Source organism: Nitrobacter vulgaris (assembly GCF_031453995.1).
In the GTDB taxonomy this organism is placed as follows: domain Bacteria; phylum Pseudomonadota; class Alphaproteobacteria; order Rhizobiales; family Xanthobacteraceae; genus Nitrobacter; species Nitrobacter vulgaris.
In genome coordinates, this window is the sequence record NZ_JAVDPZ010000001.1 from 191,570 (window position 1) to 211,895 (window position 20,326).

Genomic DNA, 20,326 nt, shown 5'->3' on the forward strand with positions numbered 1-20,326 from the left:
TACCGCGGCGAACCCCGGTGAAACTGACACCGATGGCAAGATATCTCCGATCTAACCTGTTCGAGGCCCGACCGGTCTTCTCTCAAGGCCTGGGGCATGAAGCTCGCAAAGCGCGCTTGGGTCGATCTCGACGACGTTAAGGCGGGCCAGCTCGTCCTGATATTCGGCACGCCGGCTCACGGCTGAGCAAGCCGGGCAGCGGACGAGATCGAGGCGCGCCATGGCGCTGCCCACATATAATTGGTAATTGGCTCAATCTGGCGTCGCTGGCGCGCTCTCGAGTTCCTGTTGACCAACCACGTTTCCGATCCATGGAAAAATATAAGCAGCTCCTTAAGCACGACGAGGCCACCGAAAGCCCATTTGCGCATCATGGCCGCCGGCATCGCGATCAGTCCGCGGCTGCTCGAGCTAACGATCATCGAGCACGAGAGCAACCGCAGCGGCATCCGGCACCGAACGTACCACCGAGCTCGTATGCTTGGGGTGGAACGATGTGGATGCGGAGGTCGCCGGATGTGGTTACGCCGGCGGCGGTGGTTACGCTAGCGGTGGCGTTTGACTGCAGCGACCCATTCGACAGACTTCGCACACTTCGGATGATTTTCAGCTGTCCCGCTGTTCGGGTTGCTTTCGCGAGAGCAGAGCGGCACCCGTCCATGCGAAAATTTATGACCGCGGCTCTCTCGGGCGTCAGAAACGGTGGTGTCGGTAACGGCAACCGCGTGAGCAACCGTGTCCATGGCGCTCCCGAGATGGGGCTGTACCCCTCGCGCAGAATTGCGGTATTATGGCGCAAACGCCAAAAGACATTTGAACGGCTCGGCCTAAGTCTCCGGCAAAGGAGACGACGATGCCAAGAGCCGAGATACTATCCAAGCAAGCCCTTCTGACCCTGACCCAACTTCACGCCGAGTTGGGCGGTAAGATCGAATCCAACCGCCAATCGGGCAATAAGCTCCGCGCTCAGATGGTTCAAGTCGAAGCCGTCATGAAGATGCTTGACCCAGACTTCAACGCGCGGGCGATCTCCGCCAAGCGCCGGAACACCGGCAATCCTTGGTTCAGGCGCGGCACTCTATATAGGAGCGCCATAGCCGTACTGCGACGGGCTGCGGAGCCTATGACGGCGCGGGAAATATCGGACGCGATGCTAGACGGAAAGTCGCCTGCGCCGACGCGTAAGCAGGAGGAAGCCGTACAGGCGGCTATTTTGTCGTCGCTGCGAAATCACGCGGGGAAAGGCGTCCAGCAGGTCAATGAAGGAGCGCCTGCAAAATGGCAGATTAGGCAAACGCCCGGATGACGTCATCCGCGTGGGACGCGCCTTTTTCATTCAGCGCCAGAATTTTGGGGCGCATAAGGTTAACTCGCACCTTTTGAAGGTCTTGCAAAAGTTGCATATCGCGCGGCGTTGCCTGGTCCGTCGCCAACTTTCGAATTAAAATCTCGATTTGGCGGACAATCTCCGCCTCTGGCGAGGTAGCCGGTTTCTCTGTCATGTCGTCGTCCTCGCGGTTAATCTTGATACACCCACAAAAATGTATGAGCGATTAACACGCTATTTGAGAGACAGTTCCTTGATTCAATTGGTTTTTTTGCCTGTTGACAATACTCTAGTGGTATTGGGGAGCTTAGTCGAATCATCTTTTGGTCAACCAGACTACCCATTGGTTCATCGTTACCGGCGCGCTGGCCCCGCCGCAGCTCGAACAGCCAAGGCTGCCATAGCGGCGATCGCTCTCACAGGTTCTGATGTAGATACGCCGTCCGCCGGTTCAATTGTGAAATGCCCTGGTAGGTCTGTAGTCACCACAACAACTCCCCAAGGAGTTTTACTTGAGCCTATACAAATCGGGATTGACGCCATTGAGCGGTATCGTTCGATGTCATATGGGCGGTTATTCGCAGCTAGATGGAAAACAGTACCTAACTCTGGCGCCGCCATATCGGGGATGATGATTTCGTTCCCCATGGAATAACAAACGCCAGCAACGCCGACGCCCTCCTGCCATAACCGCGCTTCTTCTATTTCGCACTCGATTTTGCGAGCGTGCGCAATGCAACGCAAATTGATCTTATCTGATTCTCCGCTTGCCTCCGCCATATAGACGCAAATTGTCCAAGTCTCTTCGATGCTAAAATCAAGCGCGACCAAGAGGGAATTACGGGCGGCGGCTAAACACGTTTGAATTATCTTAGCAGCGGCGACATCCGGAATATCCAGCGACTGCTCAATGCTCCCGCGCATTACATCCATTGAATTGTATAGCTCTAAACCTCTGTCGAGCTCCTTGCGAAGCACAGCTCTGTCGGCATTGAACCGTTCCATGCGACGTTCGCGCAACCGAGCTTCATCAATGGCCCTCCTTGCTACATCGAGCGTTGTGGCAATATCGGTTTCAGTCATTGCTACGAATACGCCGCCAATTGCAACCAAAACAGCTCCGGCAAATCCAGCGATGCTCCATGATGAAAATTCATGGTTCGCGTGGGCTAATTCTACTCCCTGACAAACTGCAGCTATGGTGGCTCCCCCCAAAACCAATCCAAGCTTTACAAACATTGAGGCGTTGAAATGCTTTTTTGCGAAACTCAGAAATTTGGCAGATAGTTCATTTGCAAGGTTCGATAAAACATCCACCTAAGGTGCCTCCAAAATCCTTTTTGTCTGATCTTGTGCAATATACAACGCCAGCAAATATTGAAACAGACAGTTACTGAGCGCGCCGCTGCCAGTACCCACTGAAATCCACCGACTTTCCACGGTTCATTGCCAGCGCGGCCAGTCGGCTCACCTGTTCGCCGTTTGACGTGCGCCGGTTATCTTCCCGCCATGAGCTTTCCTGGGCATAGCGGAGCAAATACGCGCCAGCGATATGGTGATGAATGCCGACCTCGGCGCGGCGCAGGCGAGAGAAGTATTCCTCAGCTTGGTTCGTGCAGGCGCCGTCAAGGCTATTCGCTTCTTGATGAGATGCTGAGAAGACTTTCCGCGATATTCGATGGCACGAAACCAACGGTGAGCCGGTCTGCCCGAATTGTGGCAGCCTCGACGCCTACGACTGCCGCCGCTTGAAGGGCGCACCCCGTTTCCGCTGCAAAGGCTGCGGAAAGGATTTCAGGATTACCAGCGGGACGCTGTTCGCCAGCCATAAGCTCCCGCTGCGCTGCTACCTCGCTGCCATCGCCATCTTCTGCAACGAGGTTAAGGGCAAGTCCGCGCTGGCCCTGAGCCGCGACCTCTGCATTTCACAAGTGCGCGTTCGTCCTGTTGCACAAGCTGCGCGAAGCGATGGCAGAGGAAATGAAGGGCCGTATTGTTGGCGGGGAAGGCAAAACTGCTGAGGTTGATGGCGGCTATTTCGGCGGCTACGTAAAGCCCGCCAATATGAAGGCCGATCGGCATGACCGTCGTTACACCCGCAACCAGAGCGGCAAGCGCAAGGTGGTCGTAATCGTCCGCGAGCGCGGCGGAAATTCGGTACCGGCTGTGTTCGGCAGCGAGAGCCGCGCCGCCTCGTTCATTAAAGCTCGCATCGCCAAGGGCACCGTCGTTCATGCCGACGAGGCCAGGTTCATGGGACGGCCTGCATGAACGCTTCGAAATGAAGCGTATCAACCAGGCTGTCCCCAGAACAACGAACAGCAATTTTGGATCGTTTGAATCCTCTCCAAGACAAGGGAAAAGTTCTCATCAACGCCCTAATGGGCGATGCCGAGGCCTTCCAATTCAGTGACCAAATTCTTTCAGTCCTAAGGGATGCTGGATATGCTGCGGAAGAGGTGCCCCAAGGCGATCGGTTACTATCACTGAATCGTACCGGCCTCTTTCTTTGGATGAAGGACGCCAAAAACCCACCTGAGCGAGCCAAGAATATCGCTACCGCTTTCAGACTTGTGGGAATTGAAATGTTGGGGGATTCGGTCGCCGACATAAACGACGCAGACACGGTGGTTCTGGTGGTTAGCTCGCACCCGTAATTCATAGCGCCGCACCATCTAGGTTCGGCGCGTCCCCCTCGCTTGTGGCGTTTGCGCCATAATACCGCAGAATTGCGATGATCTCTTCACAATGTTCTGTAGCTTGACGGGTGGCCCCGCGTCCTCAAGGACTTACCAGTCTCCGGTGGCGTGGAGGTCGGTCGTCACAATTGATGCCGCCTGACTCTTCTTGATTGGCAAGGTCGAAACGCACCGCAAGGGAATGGGAAGGCCCCTGCACAAGCTCAATGCACGCGCTGTCGCCCCTGGTCCGCGGTTAAGATCAAGAACGGTCGTTTGATATGCGTGTTTCATCGACCCATTCGAGAAGCGGGACGCACCATAGACGCCAACGCGCGGTGGCTCGTCTTATGGCGACGTTCGATATGGCGCTCACGCGGGCCCATCCTAAGCTTCCTGGTCACGATTATACCCGCCGTGTCTTGTTCGATAGCATCGCCCGAATTCATCACAAACTAGCCCTGCCAGTCTCGCTTATGCTGCGTCGCGTTCCCCCGAGGCCAGTCAAGTTGGGAGGCTTGGCAGACCATCGCATACAATGGGCACTGTTTCCGCACCATGACTACCTGGTGACCTGCCCAGAAATCCCTTAAAGGGACTCGAAAATTAGTGCGCCAAAGTCAAAAATATATGTTTAATATCAATGTTTTATTCGTCGCGTGCCCGTGTATTTTTCGGACTAAGCCTATAATTCAAATCCAGCGGCGAGTTGGCACTGAGAAAAGATCGCGCTGCTGTCGATCTCGGCAGCGACCGCGGGCGGGATAAGCCGGAACTCCAGCCTACTCTGTTTGGAAACTTCGCGAACAATCGCGTTGAATCGGCTAGCACACACCACCTGAGCGGTCGGCAGGGCCGTCGCACCAATTTCCTCTGCCGGCGGCCCGACCTCCTGACGACCATGGGATCTCGCCGAATCGCGAGCGCCGGCCTTTGCTGGCACCGTCGATCCCCCTCCGTCGGGACGGCCTGACGGCCGGTCACCTGGGCGATCGCAGTCGCGTGCTTCGTGCTGCTCCTGAAAACCAAAATCGGCGCCGCCTTGGTATCGCTAACTGTCTTCTCAATCGAGCCTCGCGATGTAACTGTAGGGAGCGCGCGAGTCCTTTTAGACTTCGAGGATAGGCCAAGCTCAGGAGGCGAACTTTCGCACGGGTTCGCCGCAGTTCGCGAGGATCAGCAAGGTTGCTCGGCGTTCGTTTATCGCTGCAAGGCCAGCTATGCATCGGCAGATAATGGAATCGTTTCAACGCGATAGAAGCGCAGTCCGGCTCCAGCCCGGATTGCCAACCATTTAGCCGGGCTTTCTCTTGCTCCCCAGCACGTGAATGCGCTGCGACTCCCAGCCGCTTTCGAGCAGCTTCATGGCGCTGCGCGCGAGCCGAAATTTACTAACTTCCTTTGAGTATCGATGCACCATCGCCGCAGACATCCCGACGATTGCAGAAACATGCTCTTCGGAACATCCGACCTCTAGGAGCATGTTCACCGCGTTTTTCCTGAGGCCGTGGAACACCCATCGGCGCTGGCGGAACAATGCCATTTCCGGCTTGTCGAGTTCGCGACCCCACGCGGTCTTGAATCCTTCGTACGACCAGGCGACGCCGTCGGCCCGCAGATGCAAGGCGATACTCGGACTGTCGCTATCCACCGGCGCCGCGTCGATTAGCGAGCGGTATTCAGAGTGGATTTGCACTGGCACGCGGTCGCTCGTCTTTTGGGCCACCAAGGGCATCTCGGTGGCGGCGGCGAGGGGGCGCCGCATTTTCAGGACATCGACCTTGCGCTGACCTGTGAACAATCCCGAATACACCGCGAGATGCAGATCGACCCGGGCGTGTTCAAAAAACAGTTCGAAGGCTTCTGGCGGCCAGGGCGAATATGTGCCGGCACTGTCCGGCGTCTCGGTGTGATCGACGGGATTGTCCGAGCGGTAACCACGTGGGATGCCCCAAGAAATCAGGCGCGACAATGTTGACCGGAAGACCCGGCCGGCGGCCGGCGTCTCGCGAAACGCCTTATCCAGCACTTTCTGAATTTCGAAGGCCTCAAGACTGGCCACAGGGTCATCGCCCCAAGCCTCTTCGATGGTATCTAGGTTGCGAGCGTATTGCTCCTGAGTGCTCTCAGCGATGCCTTGCCGCTCGTTACCTTCCGCGTCGAATTTTACTTGATAGGCGGCGCTTTCCCTGAACTCCAGGATCAGGGCGGAGAACGTTCGACGGATCCCCGCGGCGAGAGCGCGGCCCATGCCGTCGGCCTTGTCCACAGCCTTCCAGAAATCCTCAACGTTTTTCGGATCCGGCAAGGTGTGCCGACGGCCGGTGGCGTCGAGGAATGACCATTCCCACGTCGAGGCCAGCAGCGTGGCTTCGAGCTGAGATAGCTGCGCAAGGCGAGTCGTGAACTCCACGGACAATGGCGTGCCAAGCAACCGGACCCGCGGCCACTGTTTCGCGGTGCGGCGGAATTTCTCGAAATAATAGAAGGTTCGCCCGTTCGCCTTATGAACCGGACGAACATACTTAGGCAGGTCCACGGTGCCGCCTCCGCTCCTTGGCCTCAATGAACCGGTCCCCCATGCTGGCGGTAGCGCCTTGCGCTGATTCAGCCTGCGCGACGCGAGTGCCGTCGGTCAATCCGAACAATTGAGGCGTGCGTAATTTTCGCCACTGGTCGATGGCCTCCAGGCAGAAACAACCCGTGTCCGGATCGGCTTCTGGAAATCCTCTTGCCAAAAGCCGCGGCAAGAGCTGGTTGAATCGCTCGACTGTCAAATGGAGCCGACGTGCGGCTTTCTCGGGTGGCACATCGCCGGGATCCACCCTGAAGCGAACATCTGAGGGGGTTGGCGCAATCATGCCGCGCCCCCGCCAGTCCTAAAGCCGGACTGAAATGGCAGGCTGGGGTCCGGATTTTGAAACCGATCCCCACCTGTTTTCGGCAGCTCTTTGCCACCACACCACACCCCCCCACCCCATAAGGATGTGGGGTGGGGGTGTTCTTTGTGAGCCGGTTTCCTCACCGACCTCACCTCACCTGTGGGGGTGGTGGGGAAATCAAGCATTTGCCCACTCCCCAACGATGATAAAGGGACGGTCGTTGCCCCTGTCGTCTTTATCGACCTGCTTCTTGAGCGCCCCGGAAGCCAGCCAGACCTTTAGTAGGTGGCTTGCCTTGCGCTTATCCTTCGGCTTTTTCAAATCCAGCCGTAGCACCTCGGCAAGGGCATGACCTGCCCAATCCCGGGCTTGGGGGTGGGCCCTGTAGCAGCCCTTGGAGACGGCGGCTTGCACCGCCCGCAGGTCGCTGACGGTCACGTCCGCCATGAGGTCCGGCCACTGCCAAGGAACGACCACGCCGACGCTGTCCCCATATCCATCCTTCTGGTTGCCGATGTCGATACTTTTAAGGTGGTACCAGTCCGAAGTTTCAGCGGGCGGCGCGAGGTTGCCTTTGTCAACGAAGACCCTGAAGTAACTGCGGGGGACGTCTACGCCCGCAGTCTCGCCTTCCGCCTTCGACATGCGATTGAGGACCCTGACGCTTCGGCAGCCATCGGTTAGAGCTTTGCCCCCGCGCGCCGATTCCGCGGTCGTTTCGGCTTCACCCGCGGAGGATTTCCGGCTGTGGTGAACAAGTTCGATACTGCAATTCGCACTCTGCGCGACCCGTCCCCAAGCCTTGACGATACGGTCCATGGCACCGTTATCGTTTTCCGGGGCGTCGTGAGAGGAGACAAATGGATCGACGACGATATGATCGATGCCACGCGCCACGAGTTCGGCAACCAGGGCGTCAACAATGGGCTCCAAGATTGTGGTCCCAGATCGGTCGGTGAGCGTGATGACTAGCCGCTGATCCCGGCCGCTATCGACAAACAGGTAGCCCTCAATGTCACGAGGGCACAACGCAAAGTGCTGCGCAGTGGCTTGGACGTGCCGGACGATTTCTTCGTGCGGATCCTCCAAATTCCATAGCCAGACCCGAAGACGGCAGGCCGGCTGCACACCCAAAAGAGGCTTGCCCGAAACCATCGCCAGCGACTCGGTGACGATCAGGCTCGACTTTCCGACGCCACCCGGCGCGATAGTTGCGCTGACGAATTTCCGGATTAGGTGCCGGCCATAGATGAAATCGCGGCGCGGAATTGTTGCCGGATCTGTCCAGGCGTACGGAGTGGCCTTGATCGAGTTCCTGGCCACATTTGCCATTATGGCAGGGGTGTACACTGGAGTTTCAGCGACAATTTTTTCGAGAGCGCCAAGCGTGCCGTCGCGCTGTATCCAGTCCGTCACATCGCCTTTCGGCGGCAATTCCGGGAAGTGGATTACGCGGACACTTTTGGCAACCAGGACCGCCAGCGCAGCCTTCTTCTCGGCGTGGTCACATCCAGGCTGATCGTTGTCAGCGACAACGATCACATCGCGACCGCGGACATATTCTTCGCAACCGGAGGGAAGGCCGTCGCCAACCCCGCCAAAAGTGAAGGCGAGGGCGCCCCGCGAGCGAAGGGTGTCAGCGTCCTTTTCGCCTTCTGTCCAATAAAGGGCATTGTCTGATTGCGACGGATCGAACGGGTTACGATCGAACCCGTCCGACACGCCGACGAACGGCGCCTCCCTGTAGCCACTTGGTTTTCGAAGTTGCCAGCCCGTCACACCATCAGCGCACGTCACACGGTACCAATTGAGCGCGCCAGCATGGTTGCGGCGGATTATTTTAATGCGAACGCCGGTCGTACCCACTGTGTACACATGCCGGCGGGCCTCATCGTTGTGATGCGGCGGACCTTCCTCACCGGCCTTCTCGAAGCGTGGCTTTCCTTCATGGTCCGGCAACGTGCGAGCCGGAAAGCCGGCAGGATCCCGGAGAGTGTCCAGCGGGCTCATGACAGCAGAGATCGGCTTGGCCAGGGGCAGCGCATGGATTTTTGCCGTCCGCGGTGTGCGGCTGACGCCAAGAATATTGTCAACCGCCTTCGCGGCTTCCAGTAGAGTTACCCCATTGAGGTAACTGTAGAGATCGATCATGTCGCCACCGGACTCGCCGGTCGCAAAATCGCTCCAAACACCGCTGCGCAAGCTGATGCTAAAACTGCCGGCTTTCTTGTCGCCACGCGTGGGATTGACGGCAACCCACTCATCGCCTCGGCGATAGCCAGCTGGGAGCCAGCGGCGAATGAGGCTTTCGATTGAGCCCACTGATGCAGCTTTGATGGCGGCGAAGTCCAGACGCTGCCCTGCGCCATGGTTGCAGCCGTCGCGCTGGCTTTTTACTTCGAAGATGGGGGTCATGACGCCTCCGCTTCGTTGAGGGTGTCCACAACCCTCTGAACCTCGGCTAACAGCCCCGCAATGGCCGCGATCCGGTGCGCGCCAAACTCAAACGTTTGGCCAGTCCGGCGGGCTCCTGCTGCGGTGATTTTCCATCGGCTAAGCGCAACGGTTGGTTTTCCATTGCGCATCACGATTTCGGCGCGAAATCGCTGGTAAGCATTGAGGGGAAATTCGGACACCACAATATTGGCGTCCGTCGTTCGAGACGGCGGCTGTGAGTATGCCCGCGCGCTCGCATTGGCGTGCTGCTGCGTAGTCATAGGACCTCGACCGCGCTCAATGGCGCGTGAACGGTTCAGTTTCGGGTGAACAGCGATTGCTCGCCGCGCAGCGTCTCGTCGCTACGACACGAAACAGTCCGGTATCGTCGGTCTGACCACGAAGTCGCCCGGTTACGCCCGGCGGCAGCGGAACGCCCATCAAACGTGGCTGGCGGCAACCACAAGGCCACTATCGCGGGCCCTCACGTAACGCTCTTTTGGGTAGGCGGCACCCTGGACCAATTTCGCCGGCCCTGCGTGTCGCCCGAAGTCAGCCGGCGGCGCTGTGGACCCGTGCCGTTGGTCCCTACGGAAGTTTTCGATTCACCAACCTGTCGTAATCAGCCAGGGATGCCATGGGGCGCAACCCGAGGCGTGGCGGCAGCTGGGTTTCAAGTTCTTGGACGCGGGCTTCCAGGGACAGGATCGTGCCGTTAAGTTCTTCGATCTGCGTTTGCTGTGATTTGATGCGGTCACTTTGCTTGCGCGTCGTTTCCATCGCGCGATCACGCTCTTCCTCGGCGGCCTGCTTCGCCTTGCGTTCATTGAGCATCACCGAAACGGGAACCGATTTCGCTTCCGCTTTGTCCGCTGCTGCTGGCGCGGGGGCCGAATCTGGCAAATCACCTATCATAGATGGGATTATGCCGTACCTGTTATGTGCGCACAATAGCAGCCAGCAGCGTTCCCCGGTATTACACAGCTGCTTCAGGGATTGGCTGGTAAAGGCCGTCAAGCCATGAATACTTGCTCATTGGTAAGGAAGTCCTCCGCGCAGCTGCTTTTCTTGCCTCTAATTAAAAAAATTCACGCTATGTCGGTAAGGCCGCATCCGTGGCGATGTTGCTGATGCGAGCATCCTTGGCACCTGGGACACGCAGCTTTGCAGAGAGCGGGGGCGTTCCAAACCCGCGGCTCGTGCCAGAAGAACCCTCAGGATCCGCGCCCTTTTCGTAGCGGCATGGAGATCGCCACCGATCGCAGGAGGCGTCCGGACTACCGGGCCGGTCGACGAGGCGGCAGCGGAGGCCAATGCGGCCGCGCTGCCCGCGCCGGAGGCGAAGGGAGAAACACTCCGGCCTCGTCGTCCCGGAGCCTCGCCAATAAGCTGGTGACGGCCGGACGCACCGTCTCGGGGCTGTCTACCCCGGCCACGTCCAGCCGGAATACTCCAAGATGTCGCCCGCCAGGACGCCGCGTACCGGGAGCTGACGGAACTCCAGGAAGCAGGCTACGACCTACAGGGAGCGTGGGAAACCGTGCGGGAGCGGCATCTATTCCCGCTGGAAGCCGGCAGCCTGACAGAAATGATCCAGCGCGAAGCCCACGAGTGGCGCCCGAGCCCGCCGGCGACGGCAACAGAGACCCTGCACGCGGCGACGCGGAGCGGGCGAGGGAAATCGAAATCCCGCACCCGAGCGGATCGAAAACCAAGTAAAGAACGAGGAGCCGTCACACTCGGCGGCCACTCCTGCAACGCAGATCGCCGACAATTTTGTCATCGGCCACAAGGACGAGATCGGCGAGGGCGGCAAGCAGCAGAAGGTTTGCCAAAACCTCGCGGCCATCCGCCTGATCAAACAGCTTGCAGAGGAATACCCGTACAAGCGAGAAGCCGCAGTCCTGGTGGCAGCGGATCGCGGGCTAGGGCGGTCCTACCACTCTGACATTATTTTTTGGAACGGAGATTGCGTCGATCGGGGTGTAGCCAGTTACAAAACTCCCGCGAACGTCGCCGGATCAATTCCGTCAGCCTTAAGCCGATCGATGACGCTGCGCCGAACATACTCGGAAACGGTCATGAGATTTTTTGCGGCCGCGCGATTGATCGCGGGTGGCAATGAGGCAGGGCAACGAAAAAGCACGCGATCTGTGAAGCGCGCAGAATCGTCACTGGAGGATTTTTCGATGGCGAGGCCCATGGTGATCTCCGGACGCTAGGTCGAATCGTGCGGACCCTGGACCGCGGAGGGGCAAGACTTGCTGCTAGGGAATGGCCAGTGGCGCGCCAGTCAGCCAGTACCGACAATGTAAGATCATCGCCGAAGGATTTCAATTGCATTCATGGTCCACCCAAGTGGCCTCGCCTGGCTAGGCGAAGGTGACACGTAACCATCGTGGCAAGAAAGCGCGCCAGCCGGAACACGCCAACAATCGAGACCAAGCGCATCGCCGTTCATCCATCGTATCGGGGTAATGGGCCCTGTCGTCCAGGAGACGCGCATAGAGGGGTCGGACCCCATAGCCTTGATTGTAAAAGCACGGGCGGCGGCGGCGGTGCGCGATGGATCCAAACCCAGCATCAACATTCCGGCTGTCTTCAGAAATTTCACCATTTCCCGGAAGATCTCGGCACCCGCGATAGGATCTCCTCGCTTCCTCGTAAAACAAGGTGGGGACCTTGCCCCACGGTCGCTTCCCGAGGGTGCAACGCCATTTCGCCGGTCTTGCAGTGCTCGATCCGGATCTGGGTAGGACCGCTCTTGCCGCGGTAGCCATTCCAGCTGACATAGCCCCGCCAGCACTTTCTCCGGGTTGCAGCCATTCAAAGCAGATCACCGCGGCCGCTTGCGGCATCGAAATGCCCGACGTTCACCGCGCCCGACGAGGGTAGACATAATCGCGTGTCGCGGCCGGTTTTGTGGCCAAGCGCCGGCGTCTCATCGCCACGCCTTCCCCAGGGACAGACCTCCTTGTTGAACGGGCCGGGAGGCAACCGCCGTATCACTTCCCAGCATCGGCTGACCGCAGCCACCATCTCGGCGGTGCGCGGCCGCTCGTTCTTGCCTTTGCGGACCGACGTCGATCGCACCAGCTCGTAAAGCGCATCCGCCACCTCCGGCACGATCGCCATGATCGGCCGCGCGCCGATCTGGATCCCGAATTTACCTTTGAGGTCGCGGATCAGCGCGATGGTGTTTTCGTGGTCTGGCGCGGGGAGATAACCCCTCAAGCTGGAGCGCGTTACCACCCGTCCGCAAGCCGCTAGAATTGATGCGTCTCGACCGCTGGTCAACGAGAGTAGAACGGCGCGAGAACAGAAGTTTGCCAACCAACCACCTAATGTTGCCAACCACCTGCAGTCGCGCAGCGGGGCTGCGGTTGAAGAAGTGAGCGTTTGGTAGAGTTTACATGGTGAGCGCGGAGGGACTCGAACCCTCGACCCCATGATTAAAAGTCACGTGCTCTACCACCTGAGCTACGCGCTCACATGTCGCGCTGTGTAGGGGGCCAGTCCGCGCTGGTCAATAGCGCCCGTGCCTGCGCGGGATAATGCACAACACAATTAACCCATCCAAATCCGGGTCTTAGAGACAAAACTTTTCAGCAGCCTACAAACGGTGGATGCCGGCCGGATCAGGTTGTTTCGCGCTGAATCTCTGAGCCGACGGGCGACGACCCGCCTGTCGGCATTGGAGCCGGCCGCAGTCCGATCAATTCGGCGCTGCGGATACGGGCATTGCGCCAGAATGAAAACTGGTTGATGCGTGATGTCTCAAGGATGGCAATGGCGACCGCTGACAGGAACGGTAGGCTCTGGAGCATCAGCACGCCTGCAAAGATGTAGATTTCGGTGACTTCCTTGTGCTGGTTGGATGCGATCAGCACCGCGGCCCCGACCAACAAGAGAACGCCGATCACCGCCTCCCAGAATGCTTGAAACTCAATCGACATCCGCGACAGCCCGCCCTTCGAGGTCCGGGCGAAGGCAAGGTGCTCCGTGATAAGTCCCTGTGCGACCGCTCGCGATACGGTCCACTGCACTGACATGGCCGCTACCATCGCTCCCAACATCTGCGCAGTTTTTATCGGCACACGAAGGCGATACAGCGCCAGAAAATGGAGCAGAGACACAACGAACGCAGCAATGATTGGCAATGTCAGGATCTTGTCGGGGATGGCGATGTCGGCGAAGGCGACGATCGGCACCCAGATCAGGTTCAGGATCGCAACCACGACGCCGAGGCTTTCAGCGCCCAGCCAGTTGAGCCAGCCCAGGGTAAATTCGCGTTTCTGTTCTTGCGACAGGCGGCTCGCGCCCGGCAGAAAGCGACGCCAGTGCTTCTTGACGATCTGGAAGCCGCCATACGCCCAGCGATGCCGCTGCTTCTTGAAGGCTTCGTAGGTGTCCGGGAGCAGGCCGTAGCCGTAACGGGTGTTGGTGTAGTGCGTGACCCAGCCATGCTGGGCAATCGCGAGCCCGAGGTCAGTATCCTCGCAAATCGTGTCTCCGGCCCAGCCGCCGGCCATGTCCATCGCGGCACGGCGGATCAGACACATCGTGCCATGAACGATGATCGCGTTGGCTTCGTTGCGCTGGACCATGCCGATGTCGAAGAAGCCGGCATATTCTCCGTTCATGACGTAGTGCATCAACGAGCGGTCACCGTCGCGGTGATCCTGCGGCGCCTGAACGAGACCGACGCTGGAATCGTTGAAGGCCGGCACCAGATCCTTCAACCAGTCGGACTGCACCACATAGTCGGCATCGATGACGCCGATGATCTCGGCGTCAGCGGCGGTGCGCTCCATGGCGATGCGCAGCGCTCCCGCCTTGAAGCCCTCAACCTTTTCGGCGTTGATGAACTTGAATCGTTCACCAAGCGCGCGGCAGTGATCCTGGATGGGTTGCCAGAAGGCTGGGTCGGGTGTGTTGTTGATGATGACGACGCATTCGAAATTCGGATAGTCGAGGCGCGAGACTGCGTCGAGCGTCTGCTTAAGCATCTCGGGCGGCTCGAAATATGCGGGCACGTGAATCGAGACTTTGGGCAGCGGTGCGTCGGTGGCCGCCTGGACGGCCACCGCCTCCTTGGTAATCAACCGCCGCGGGCGCTCACCGAATGCCACTGTCGCGATCTCCTCGATGCGGGCCATCGCGATCAGGATCAGCGGTACAAGCAAAATCAACCCGAGCATTAGTGCGAAAGCCGAGCCCAAAACGAAGTAATGGCCGGTCCAGTAGGCGAAAACCGTCGCAACCCAGGCGCCGACTCCGTTGGCGGCTGCCGACAGCAGCACAGCCTGCATCACGGTGGGACGGACGAGTCGCAGAATGGGCAAGGACAGCAGGACGCCGATCAAAAGTGCGATGCCGGCAAGTTTCCAGTAGGCTTCATTGACGACAGGGCCGCTCCAGGAAAATTTCGGTTCGCGATCCGCGTTGAGGATGCCCCAGTACGGGCCGACGCCACCTTCGAAAAACTTCCAGGGCTGGTCGATGGCTTCGACAATGTTGTACTCCATGCCGATCGACTGGGCCTTGGCCACAAAATTGCGAAGCGTGGCCGCTTGCTGGAACGGCCCAGGATCGGCGTTCCTGAGATTGTATCCGGCGCTCGGCCAGCCGAACTCGGCGATTACGATCCGTTTGCCGGGAAAGGCGTCGCGCAGCTTTTGATAGATGATGAGAGCCTGATCAACGGCCTGCTTGCTCGAAAAGCCTTCCCAATAGGGCAGGATGTGTGCGGCGATGAAGTCGACCGACGATGCAAGTTCAGGATGCTCGAGCCAGATGTTCCAGATTTCACCTGTCGTAACCGGTATATTTACGGAACCTTTTACGTGCTGAATGAGCTTGATGAGATCTGAAACCTTTTGGTCACCTCGATAGATCGTTTCGTTGCCGACGACGATGCCATTGACGTTACCGTTGTGTTTGGCGAGATCGATGGCGGCGAGCATCTCGCGCTCGTTACGCTCGACAAACTTATCGATCCACGCGCCGACCATGACCTTGAGGCCGAATTCATTGGCAATGGGGGGCACAAGCTCCACGCCGCCGGTTGACGAATACAGGCGGATCGCGCGGGTCAGGGGCGCCAGCGCCTTCATGTCGGACCGGATTTTCTCGCCGGTAGGGATATTATCGACGTCCGGATGAGCGGTGCCTTCGAAGGGCGCGTAGGAGACGCTGCTCAGAACACCCTTGAAGTCGGGAGCCGGCTGCCTGTCCTGAAGAACTCCCCAGAGTGCAGCATGTGCAGCGGTCACAAGTACTAGAACGGCGACGACGGCGCGCATCGCGACTAAACCATGAGGGGCGTGCCTGCCAGAAACGCGGACCTGCCCCTAGGTCCGACCGACACATCAGCAGACATAATTCTGCGACATAATTTTACAACTGGTATGACGCCATGGCGTTTTGAGGGCGGTTCCGCGCTTTAGCCTCGAAAATCCAGTATCGTTCTTGGCGGTCGCAGCGGCAATTATTTCTTCGGCGCGGCGGGAGCTGGAGCCGGCTTCGGTGGAGGGGGAGTCGCGGGCGCGGGATTAGTTGCCGGGGAAGAAGCCTCAGCGCCAGGCTCGGACGGTTGTGCATCCGGATTGATCCAGCAGGTATGAACGCGGCCGCTCAGCGCATCGGGCGCCTTGGGGTCAATAGGTCCGAACCGGACCAGACAACGGAATGCCGCCTGGACGTGACCACCCGGGCATCCGAAGCGATCGTAGAGATCGAGATGACGGAAGGCCGTATCCAGGTCATCGCGCCACATCAGAAGAACTACGCGTCGGCCGAGCCAGACGCATTCCGGATTTCCTGCCGGACCATCAATGACGCGCGCGGCTTCGACGAATTCGTCGGTTTTGCGCTGACTGTCTTTGGCGCCGTCGGCTCCATTTGTCGCGCTCCCCGCGGCTGGCTTGTTTTGATCCTGAGCTCGAAGATCGCCGCTTTGCGCGATCGCTCCGCCGATGCTGAACAGCAAGGCGAAGCCGGAAACGGCAAGACCACGCAACAACGCTTTCTCAAACCCAAACAGCATTCGACGCATGAAAGTCCCCCGACTCTTGCCCGCCGCAACCGCGCAATCAGATGACGGGCAAATTGGTCCCCAATGCGGCGAGGCGCCCCGGTCGCTCCATCAGGATTCCCAAATGACGGAGATTTTGGATTTTGTCCAGCAGACGAGCGGCTTGACTGCATCGGGGTAACACGTGGCCTGAATGATTGTGGTCGGAAGGCGGCTGCTCTTGGCAGAAAGGCCCCGACAAGCTAATCGGACGACTCTTGCGGAGGATAGGGCCGATTTCATTTCGTACGCCACTGGCGCTTCTCATCATTTCGCTAGGTTTGATCGCGGCAGTGTGGTGGTGGCTCGCCGCGCCGATCCAGCTTGCGCGGGCTCCGATCGACCCGGCAGCGAAACTGGAATGCGTATCCTATGCACCGTTCCGGGGTCAGCAGACCCCACTGGTCGCCACAACCGAGATTGCGCCTGAGCAGATTGCTGAAGATCTTGCCCAATTGGCCAAGATCTCGAAGTGCGTCAGGACCTACTCGATCGAAAACGGCCTCGACCGGCTGCCCGCTCTTGCCAAGAAGGTTGACCTCAAGGTCATCCAGGGCATCTGGCTCGGCAATAACCGGCTGAAGAATCTCGCCCAAATCAACATCGCGATCCGTCTTGCGAAGGAGTATCCCGACGTCATCACCGCGATCGTGGTCGGCAACGAGGTTCTGCTGCGCGGGGAAATGACGGCCTCCGATCTGACAGCGAACATCCGGCTGGTGAAGTCACAGGTGACGGTGCCGGTGACCTATGCGGATGTCTGGGAATACTGGTTGCGCAACCGCGAGGTCTATGACGCTGTCGATTTCGTTACCATCCACATCCTGCCCTACTGGGAGGATTTTCCGATTCGCGCGCGTAACGCAGCCGCGCATATCGGCGCCATTCGAAAGCAAGTCGCCGCGGCCTTTCCCGCCAAGGAAATCCTGATCGGCGAAACCGGATGGCCGAGCGCCGGCCGGATGCGGGAGGGCGCGCTGCCCTCTCGGGCCAATCAAGCGCGTGTGGTGTCCGAAATTCTCGACATGGCGCAGCGCGAAAAATTTCGCGTCAACCTGATCGAGGCCTACGACCAGCCATGGAAACGCCAGCTTGAGGGCACGGTCGGCGGCAACTGGGGCTTGATCGAGGCCACCCGGCGTATGCTGAAATATCCAGCCGGCGAACCCGTCCGCAATTTCCCACTCTGGAAAATCCAGATGGCCACGGGAATGGGATTGTGTGTCCTTGTTTTCGCGGTCGCCATGTTGACGTTGCGGCGGAAGCCTTGGAAACCGCGGTGGATGTCCTGGATCGCGGTCGCGGTCTCGGCGACCTCGGCGGGAATCCTGCTCGGAGTTGCCGCAGACAAGCTGTGTCAAGAGAGTTACGGACTAGGCAACTCGCTGCGCTGGGGTCTGCTGCTGGCGGCGGGAGTCGTCTCTCCGTTACTGGGTGCGAACGCCCTGATGTCGGGACGCGCGCTGCCGACGTTCGTCGAATTGATCGGTCCCCGCCCGGGCCGCACCGGCTCGGTGCTGACGGTGATGCTGGGAATTACGCTGCTCGTAACCACCTTGATCGCGGCGGAGACGGCGCTTGGCTTCGTCTTCGATCCACGGTACCGGGATTTTCCCTTCGCTGCGCTGGCAATGGCCGTGGTGCCGTTCTGGGCGTTGGCATGGCTCAATCGTCCGCTCGTCGGCGTTCGACCCGTCGCGGAATCGGTTTTTGCCGGTCTACTGATGATTGCTGCGGTTTATGTCGGATTTAACGAAGGTCCGAAGAACTGGCAGTCGCTTTGGACCTGTCTGATGTACGCCGTGCTTGGGATTACGCTGTGGCGGGCGCGGGCCGCGCAAACCCCAGAATAAGCAGGCCGATTGCAAGACCCGAAAGGCCGACATTATAGAGTACGATTCCGACGCCGGCGGCGACGAGCCCCGCGGTCAACAGCACGATCGACGGCCGGATCACATGCAGCACTGCGACGACCAGCGCCGTAATGCCGAAGACATGGTTGCGAAACAGATACGTTGCGACGCTTCGGCCCCTGCACAGCATGGTTTGCAGGCCGGCGTCGCAAGCCAGTGATACCGTAGACAGCTCGATCGCAAGATAACGAAGATAGAGCGCGTAACCGACGCTCAAGAAGCCCACGATCAGCAGCCATTGCACCTGATAAGCCGTCAGTCGGAACGGATCTTTTTTCATCGCGTGAATATGATCCGGATCTGTGGACCCCACAACCCGAAATCCGGCCCTTTCCGGATGCATCAGTGTGAAACGGAAGCACCGAATGTCGACGGCTTTGGCGGCAGGGGCAAGGGCGGGGGTGGAGCCGGTGCTTCGACGCTTGTCGACTTCCGGCTATACCGATGTCGCGACGCGTGCGCTGCGTTCGGCCTTTTTGTTGCGAGGGCAATATCGTTGTCTTTGCTGTCTTCGAGAAGGCGCTGGCCGTCGAAAACGGCGGTATCGCAGGTTCTGCCGTTCTCGGATAGCACAGCGCAAATCCTCGCCGCGGCTGCCGCGTCGGCCAGCGGCCCGGCGACCAGGCGCATCTGCGTGCCGCTCCCGTTGTTGGTTTCCTTCAGCACGATGATCGGATGCAGCGGAGTCAGTTCTTTTGCCTCTAATTTCAGAAGGCCTTGCCAAAGCGCTCGCAAACCTTTGATCGAACTCGCGCTTCCGAGATTGACGCCGAAATCGGTGCGCGGCGCCGGAACGGGGCTAGGGTATGAATGTGGCTGCACGGCATGCGATCGTAGGAATGGAGGCAGCTACGATTTGCGCTTCCTTATGATCAAGGTTTCGCTCGGGTTCGGTTTCGGTCCCTCGGGTTGCCGTTTGATCTTGTCCGCGAGGCAGTGTTGCGGGCGGATCATGTGCGGCCGGCGCGGGCTGTGCTGCGGCTTCAGGCGCGATGGGTGTCGCAACCGCCGCGGATGACTCCTTTCCATGCGTGGTCGGCGTGAACGACGAACCTGCGGTGGGAGAGGGTGTTGGCTGAATGTTTGCGGACCTCGATGAAGCATCCGCGGGGGAGGGGGTGGCGACCAGGGGCTTCACCGCCGCCGCGGTGGTGGAAGCAACCGGTGCAGAGAGAGGCGCATCCGTAGAAGCATTTCTGGTTGTCGATGCGTCTAAACCCGATGAGTCCGGTTGTCTGGCTGGATCGGGCTCAATAGCCGGCGGCATGGAGGCCGTAATCGTTACGGCGTCGGTTCCTCGCGCCGCGTTCCGGCTAATGGAGCCGGTGACGGATTCGAATCCCTGTTCGAGCGCGGCGATACGGGCAAACAGCCGGTCGCGATCACCGTTCAATGTGTCGATAGCGGACGAAAGTCGTCTTATTTCCTTCTTGGCCGCTTCCGCAATCTCCAAATGTGACGATTGCTTTGCGAGATCGGTGGCGACGACTTGGTGGGGCCGGATACCCGCACCGGAATTGTAAGCCAGGAGAGCGACGATTACGGCCCCGACTGACCCGACGCCCCAGAATCCGAGCCGCAATAAAGCGCGGCGGTCGAATCCTTCCTCTTCGGCAAGAAAGCCGCCCGGCCAGCCACCGCTTTCGGTGGCCTGCACGCCTTCGGCTAAACCATTCTGATTCTTCGCCATAACGATGACGCCGGGCCCCCGCTCCGAATCATGTCCGGATGTTAACAGGAAACCTGCTCGATCTCAGGGAGGTTGGCGGTTTTCACTTTCGACAAAAAAAGCTTAATGACGGCGACGTTTGATGCGCTAACCACGAGAACGAACACTCAAAGCCTTCTGCAACAGCTTAGGCTGGCTCACCCACCTAAAAACGTCTGTTGTTTGGAAACGGTATTTTCCAGCGGTGGCTCACCGCGCCGGGAGTGTCCTTCCCTTGTTAGGACCGCCGAGCAGCGGGCAGGGCGTCGTTGCTCCAAAATCGAAGCACCACCGCAACGCGCGTCAG

Annotated in this window: 17 protein-coding genes, 1 tRNA gene and 2 pseudogenes; 5 read left to right on the forward strand and 15 right to left on the reverse strand. The window is 59.1% G+C overall.

Annotation, left to right across the window (positions count from 1 at the left end):
* Window positions 1-853 precede the first annotated feature (853 nt).
* Entirely contained in the window at window positions 854-1,306 is a 453-nt protein-coding gene (locus GGQ85_RS00875) for a hypothetical protein (protein ID WP_309772810.1), read from the forward strand.
* Here the strand turns inward: GGQ85_RS00875 and GGQ85_RS00880 are convergent.
* The 3 genes and pseudogenes from GGQ85_RS00880 to GGQ85_RS00890 all read right to left on the reverse strand — a co-directional run.
* Entirely contained in the window at window positions 1,287-1,502 is a 216-nt protein-coding gene (locus GGQ85_RS00880) for a hypothetical protein (protein ID WP_309772813.1), read from the reverse strand. The genes GGQ85_RS00875 and GGQ85_RS00880 overlap by 20 nt on opposite strands.
* Window positions 1,503-1,681: 179 nt before the next feature.
* Window positions 1,682-2,644 (reverse strand): hypothetical protein, encoded by a 963-nt coding sequence (locus tag GGQ85_RS00885; protein WP_309772815.1) that lies wholly within the window; start codon window positions 2,642-2,644, stop codon window positions 1,682-1,684.
* Between the two features lie 73 nt (window positions 2,645-2,717).
* A pseudogene (locus GGQ85_RS00890) lies at window positions 2,718-2,978 on the reverse strand (transposase); the annotation flags it as partial.
* Window positions 2,979-3,000: 22 nt separating this feature from the next.
* On the opposite strand from GGQ85_RS00890, the gene GGQ85_RS20780 reads away from it, so the two are divergent.
* The 3 genes and pseudogenes from GGQ85_RS20780 to GGQ85_RS00900 all read left to right on the forward strand — a co-directional run bounded on the left by GGQ85_RS20780 (window position 3,001) and on the right by GGQ85_RS00900 (window position 3,984).
* Entirely contained in the window at window positions 3,001-3,348 is a 348-nt protein-coding gene (locus tag GGQ85_RS20780; RefSeq protein ID WP_374708831.1) for a transposase, read from the forward strand.
* Window positions 3,347-3,629, forward strand: a pseudogene (locus GGQ85_RS00895) (transposase); the annotation flags it as partial. The gene GGQ85_RS20780 and the pseudogene GGQ85_RS00895, both read left to right, overlap by 2 nt.
* Window positions 3,630-3,654: 25 nt before the next feature.
* The gene (locus GGQ85_RS00900; protein ID WP_309772818.1) at window positions 3,655-3,984 is read left to right on the forward strand and encodes a hypothetical protein; all 330 of its coding nucleotides are present in this window, start codon (window positions 3,655-3,657) and stop codon (window positions 3,982-3,984) included.
* A gap of 1,315 nt (window positions 3,985-5,299) precedes the next feature.
* Here GGQ85_RS00900 and GGQ85_RS00905 read toward each other — a convergent pair.
* The 9 genes from GGQ85_RS00905 to GGQ85_RS00945 all read right to left on the reverse strand — a co-directional run bounded on the left by GGQ85_RS00905 (window position 5,300) and on the right by GGQ85_RS00945 (window position 16,380).
* On the reverse strand, window positions 5,300-6,274 hold the full coding sequence (locus GGQ85_RS00905) for a site-specific integrase (protein WP_309772819.1): 975 nt from the start codon (window positions 6,272-6,274) through the stop codon (window positions 5,300-5,302).
* A gap of 256 nt (window positions 6,275-6,530) precedes the next feature.
* Window positions 6,531-6,866, reverse strand: coding sequence for a hypothetical protein (locus GGQ85_RS00910; protein ID WP_309772822.1), 336 nt, complete (start codon window positions 6,864-6,866; stop codon window positions 6,531-6,533).
* A 198-nt stretch (window positions 6,867-7,064) separates the two neighbouring features.
* Window positions 7,065-9,302, reverse strand: coding sequence for an AAA family ATPase (locus GGQ85_RS00915; protein ID WP_309772824.1), 2,238 nt, complete (start codon window positions 9,300-9,302; stop codon window positions 7,065-7,067).
* Window positions 9,299-9,604: a hypothetical protein gene (locus tag GGQ85_RS00920; protein WP_309772826.1), complete on the reverse strand. Its 306-nt coding sequence runs from the start codon at window positions 9,602-9,604 to the stop codon at window positions 9,299-9,301. Before GGQ85_RS00920 ends, GGQ85_RS00915 begins: the two co-directional genes overlap by 4 nt.
* 307 nt (window positions 9,605-9,911) lie before the next feature.
* Window positions 9,912-10,238, reverse strand: coding sequence for a hypothetical protein (locus tag GGQ85_RS00925; RefSeq protein WP_309772828.1), 327 nt, complete (start codon window positions 10,236-10,238; stop codon window positions 9,912-9,914).
* Between the two features lie 1,911 nt (window positions 10,239-12,149).
* Window positions 12,150-12,557 carry a hypothetical protein gene (locus GGQ85_RS00930; RefSeq protein WP_309772829.1) on the reverse strand — a complete coding sequence of 136 codons (408 nt, stop codon included), beginning with the start codon at window positions 12,555-12,557 and terminating at the stop codon, window positions 12,150-12,152.
* Between the two features lie 180 nt (window positions 12,558-12,737).
* Window positions 12,738-12,813: transfer RNA gene (locus tag GGQ85_RS00935), tRNA-Lys, on the reverse strand.
* 148 nt (window positions 12,814-12,961) lie between these two features.
* Window positions 12,962-15,628: a glycosyltransferase gene (locus GGQ85_RS00940; protein WP_309772831.1), complete on the reverse strand. Its 2,667-nt coding sequence runs from the start codon at window positions 15,626-15,628 to the stop codon at window positions 12,962-12,964.
* 185 nt (window positions 15,629-15,813) lie between these two features.
* A complete protein-coding gene (locus GGQ85_RS00945) occupies window positions 15,814-16,380 on the reverse strand; it encodes a beta-1-3, beta-1-6-glucan biosynthesis protein (protein WP_309772833.1) in 567 nt (188 codons plus the stop codon).
* Window positions 16,381-16,616: 236 nt separating this feature from the next.
* On the opposite strand from GGQ85_RS00945, the gene GGQ85_RS00950 reads away from it, so the two are divergent.
* On the forward strand, window positions 16,617-18,251 hold the full coding sequence (locus GGQ85_RS00950; RefSeq protein WP_309772835.1) for a glycoside hydrolase family 17 protein: 1,635 nt from the start codon (window positions 16,617-16,619) through the stop codon (window positions 18,249-18,251).
* Here GGQ85_RS00950 and GGQ85_RS00955 read toward each other — a convergent pair.
* The 3 genes from GGQ85_RS00955 to GGQ85_RS00965 form a co-directional block, all read right to left on the reverse strand.
* A complete protein-coding gene (locus tag GGQ85_RS00955; protein WP_309772836.1) occupies window positions 18,211-18,591 on the reverse strand; it encodes a hypothetical protein in 381 nt (126 codons plus the stop codon). The genes GGQ85_RS00950 and GGQ85_RS00955 overlap by 41 nt on opposite strands.
* Before the next feature lie 62 nt (window positions 18,592-18,653).
* Window positions 18,654-19,133, reverse strand: coding sequence for an SPOR domain-containing protein (locus tag GGQ85_RS00960; RefSeq protein ID WP_309772837.1), 480 nt, complete (start codon window positions 19,131-19,133; stop codon window positions 18,654-18,656).
* Window positions 19,111-20,001 carry a hypothetical protein gene (locus GGQ85_RS00965; RefSeq protein ID WP_309772838.1) on the reverse strand — a complete coding sequence of 297 codons (891 nt, stop codon included), beginning with the start codon at window positions 19,999-20,001 and terminating at the stop codon, window positions 19,111-19,113. Before GGQ85_RS00965 ends, GGQ85_RS00960 begins: the two co-directional genes overlap by 23 nt.
* Window positions 20,002-20,326: the final 325 nt, after the last annotated feature.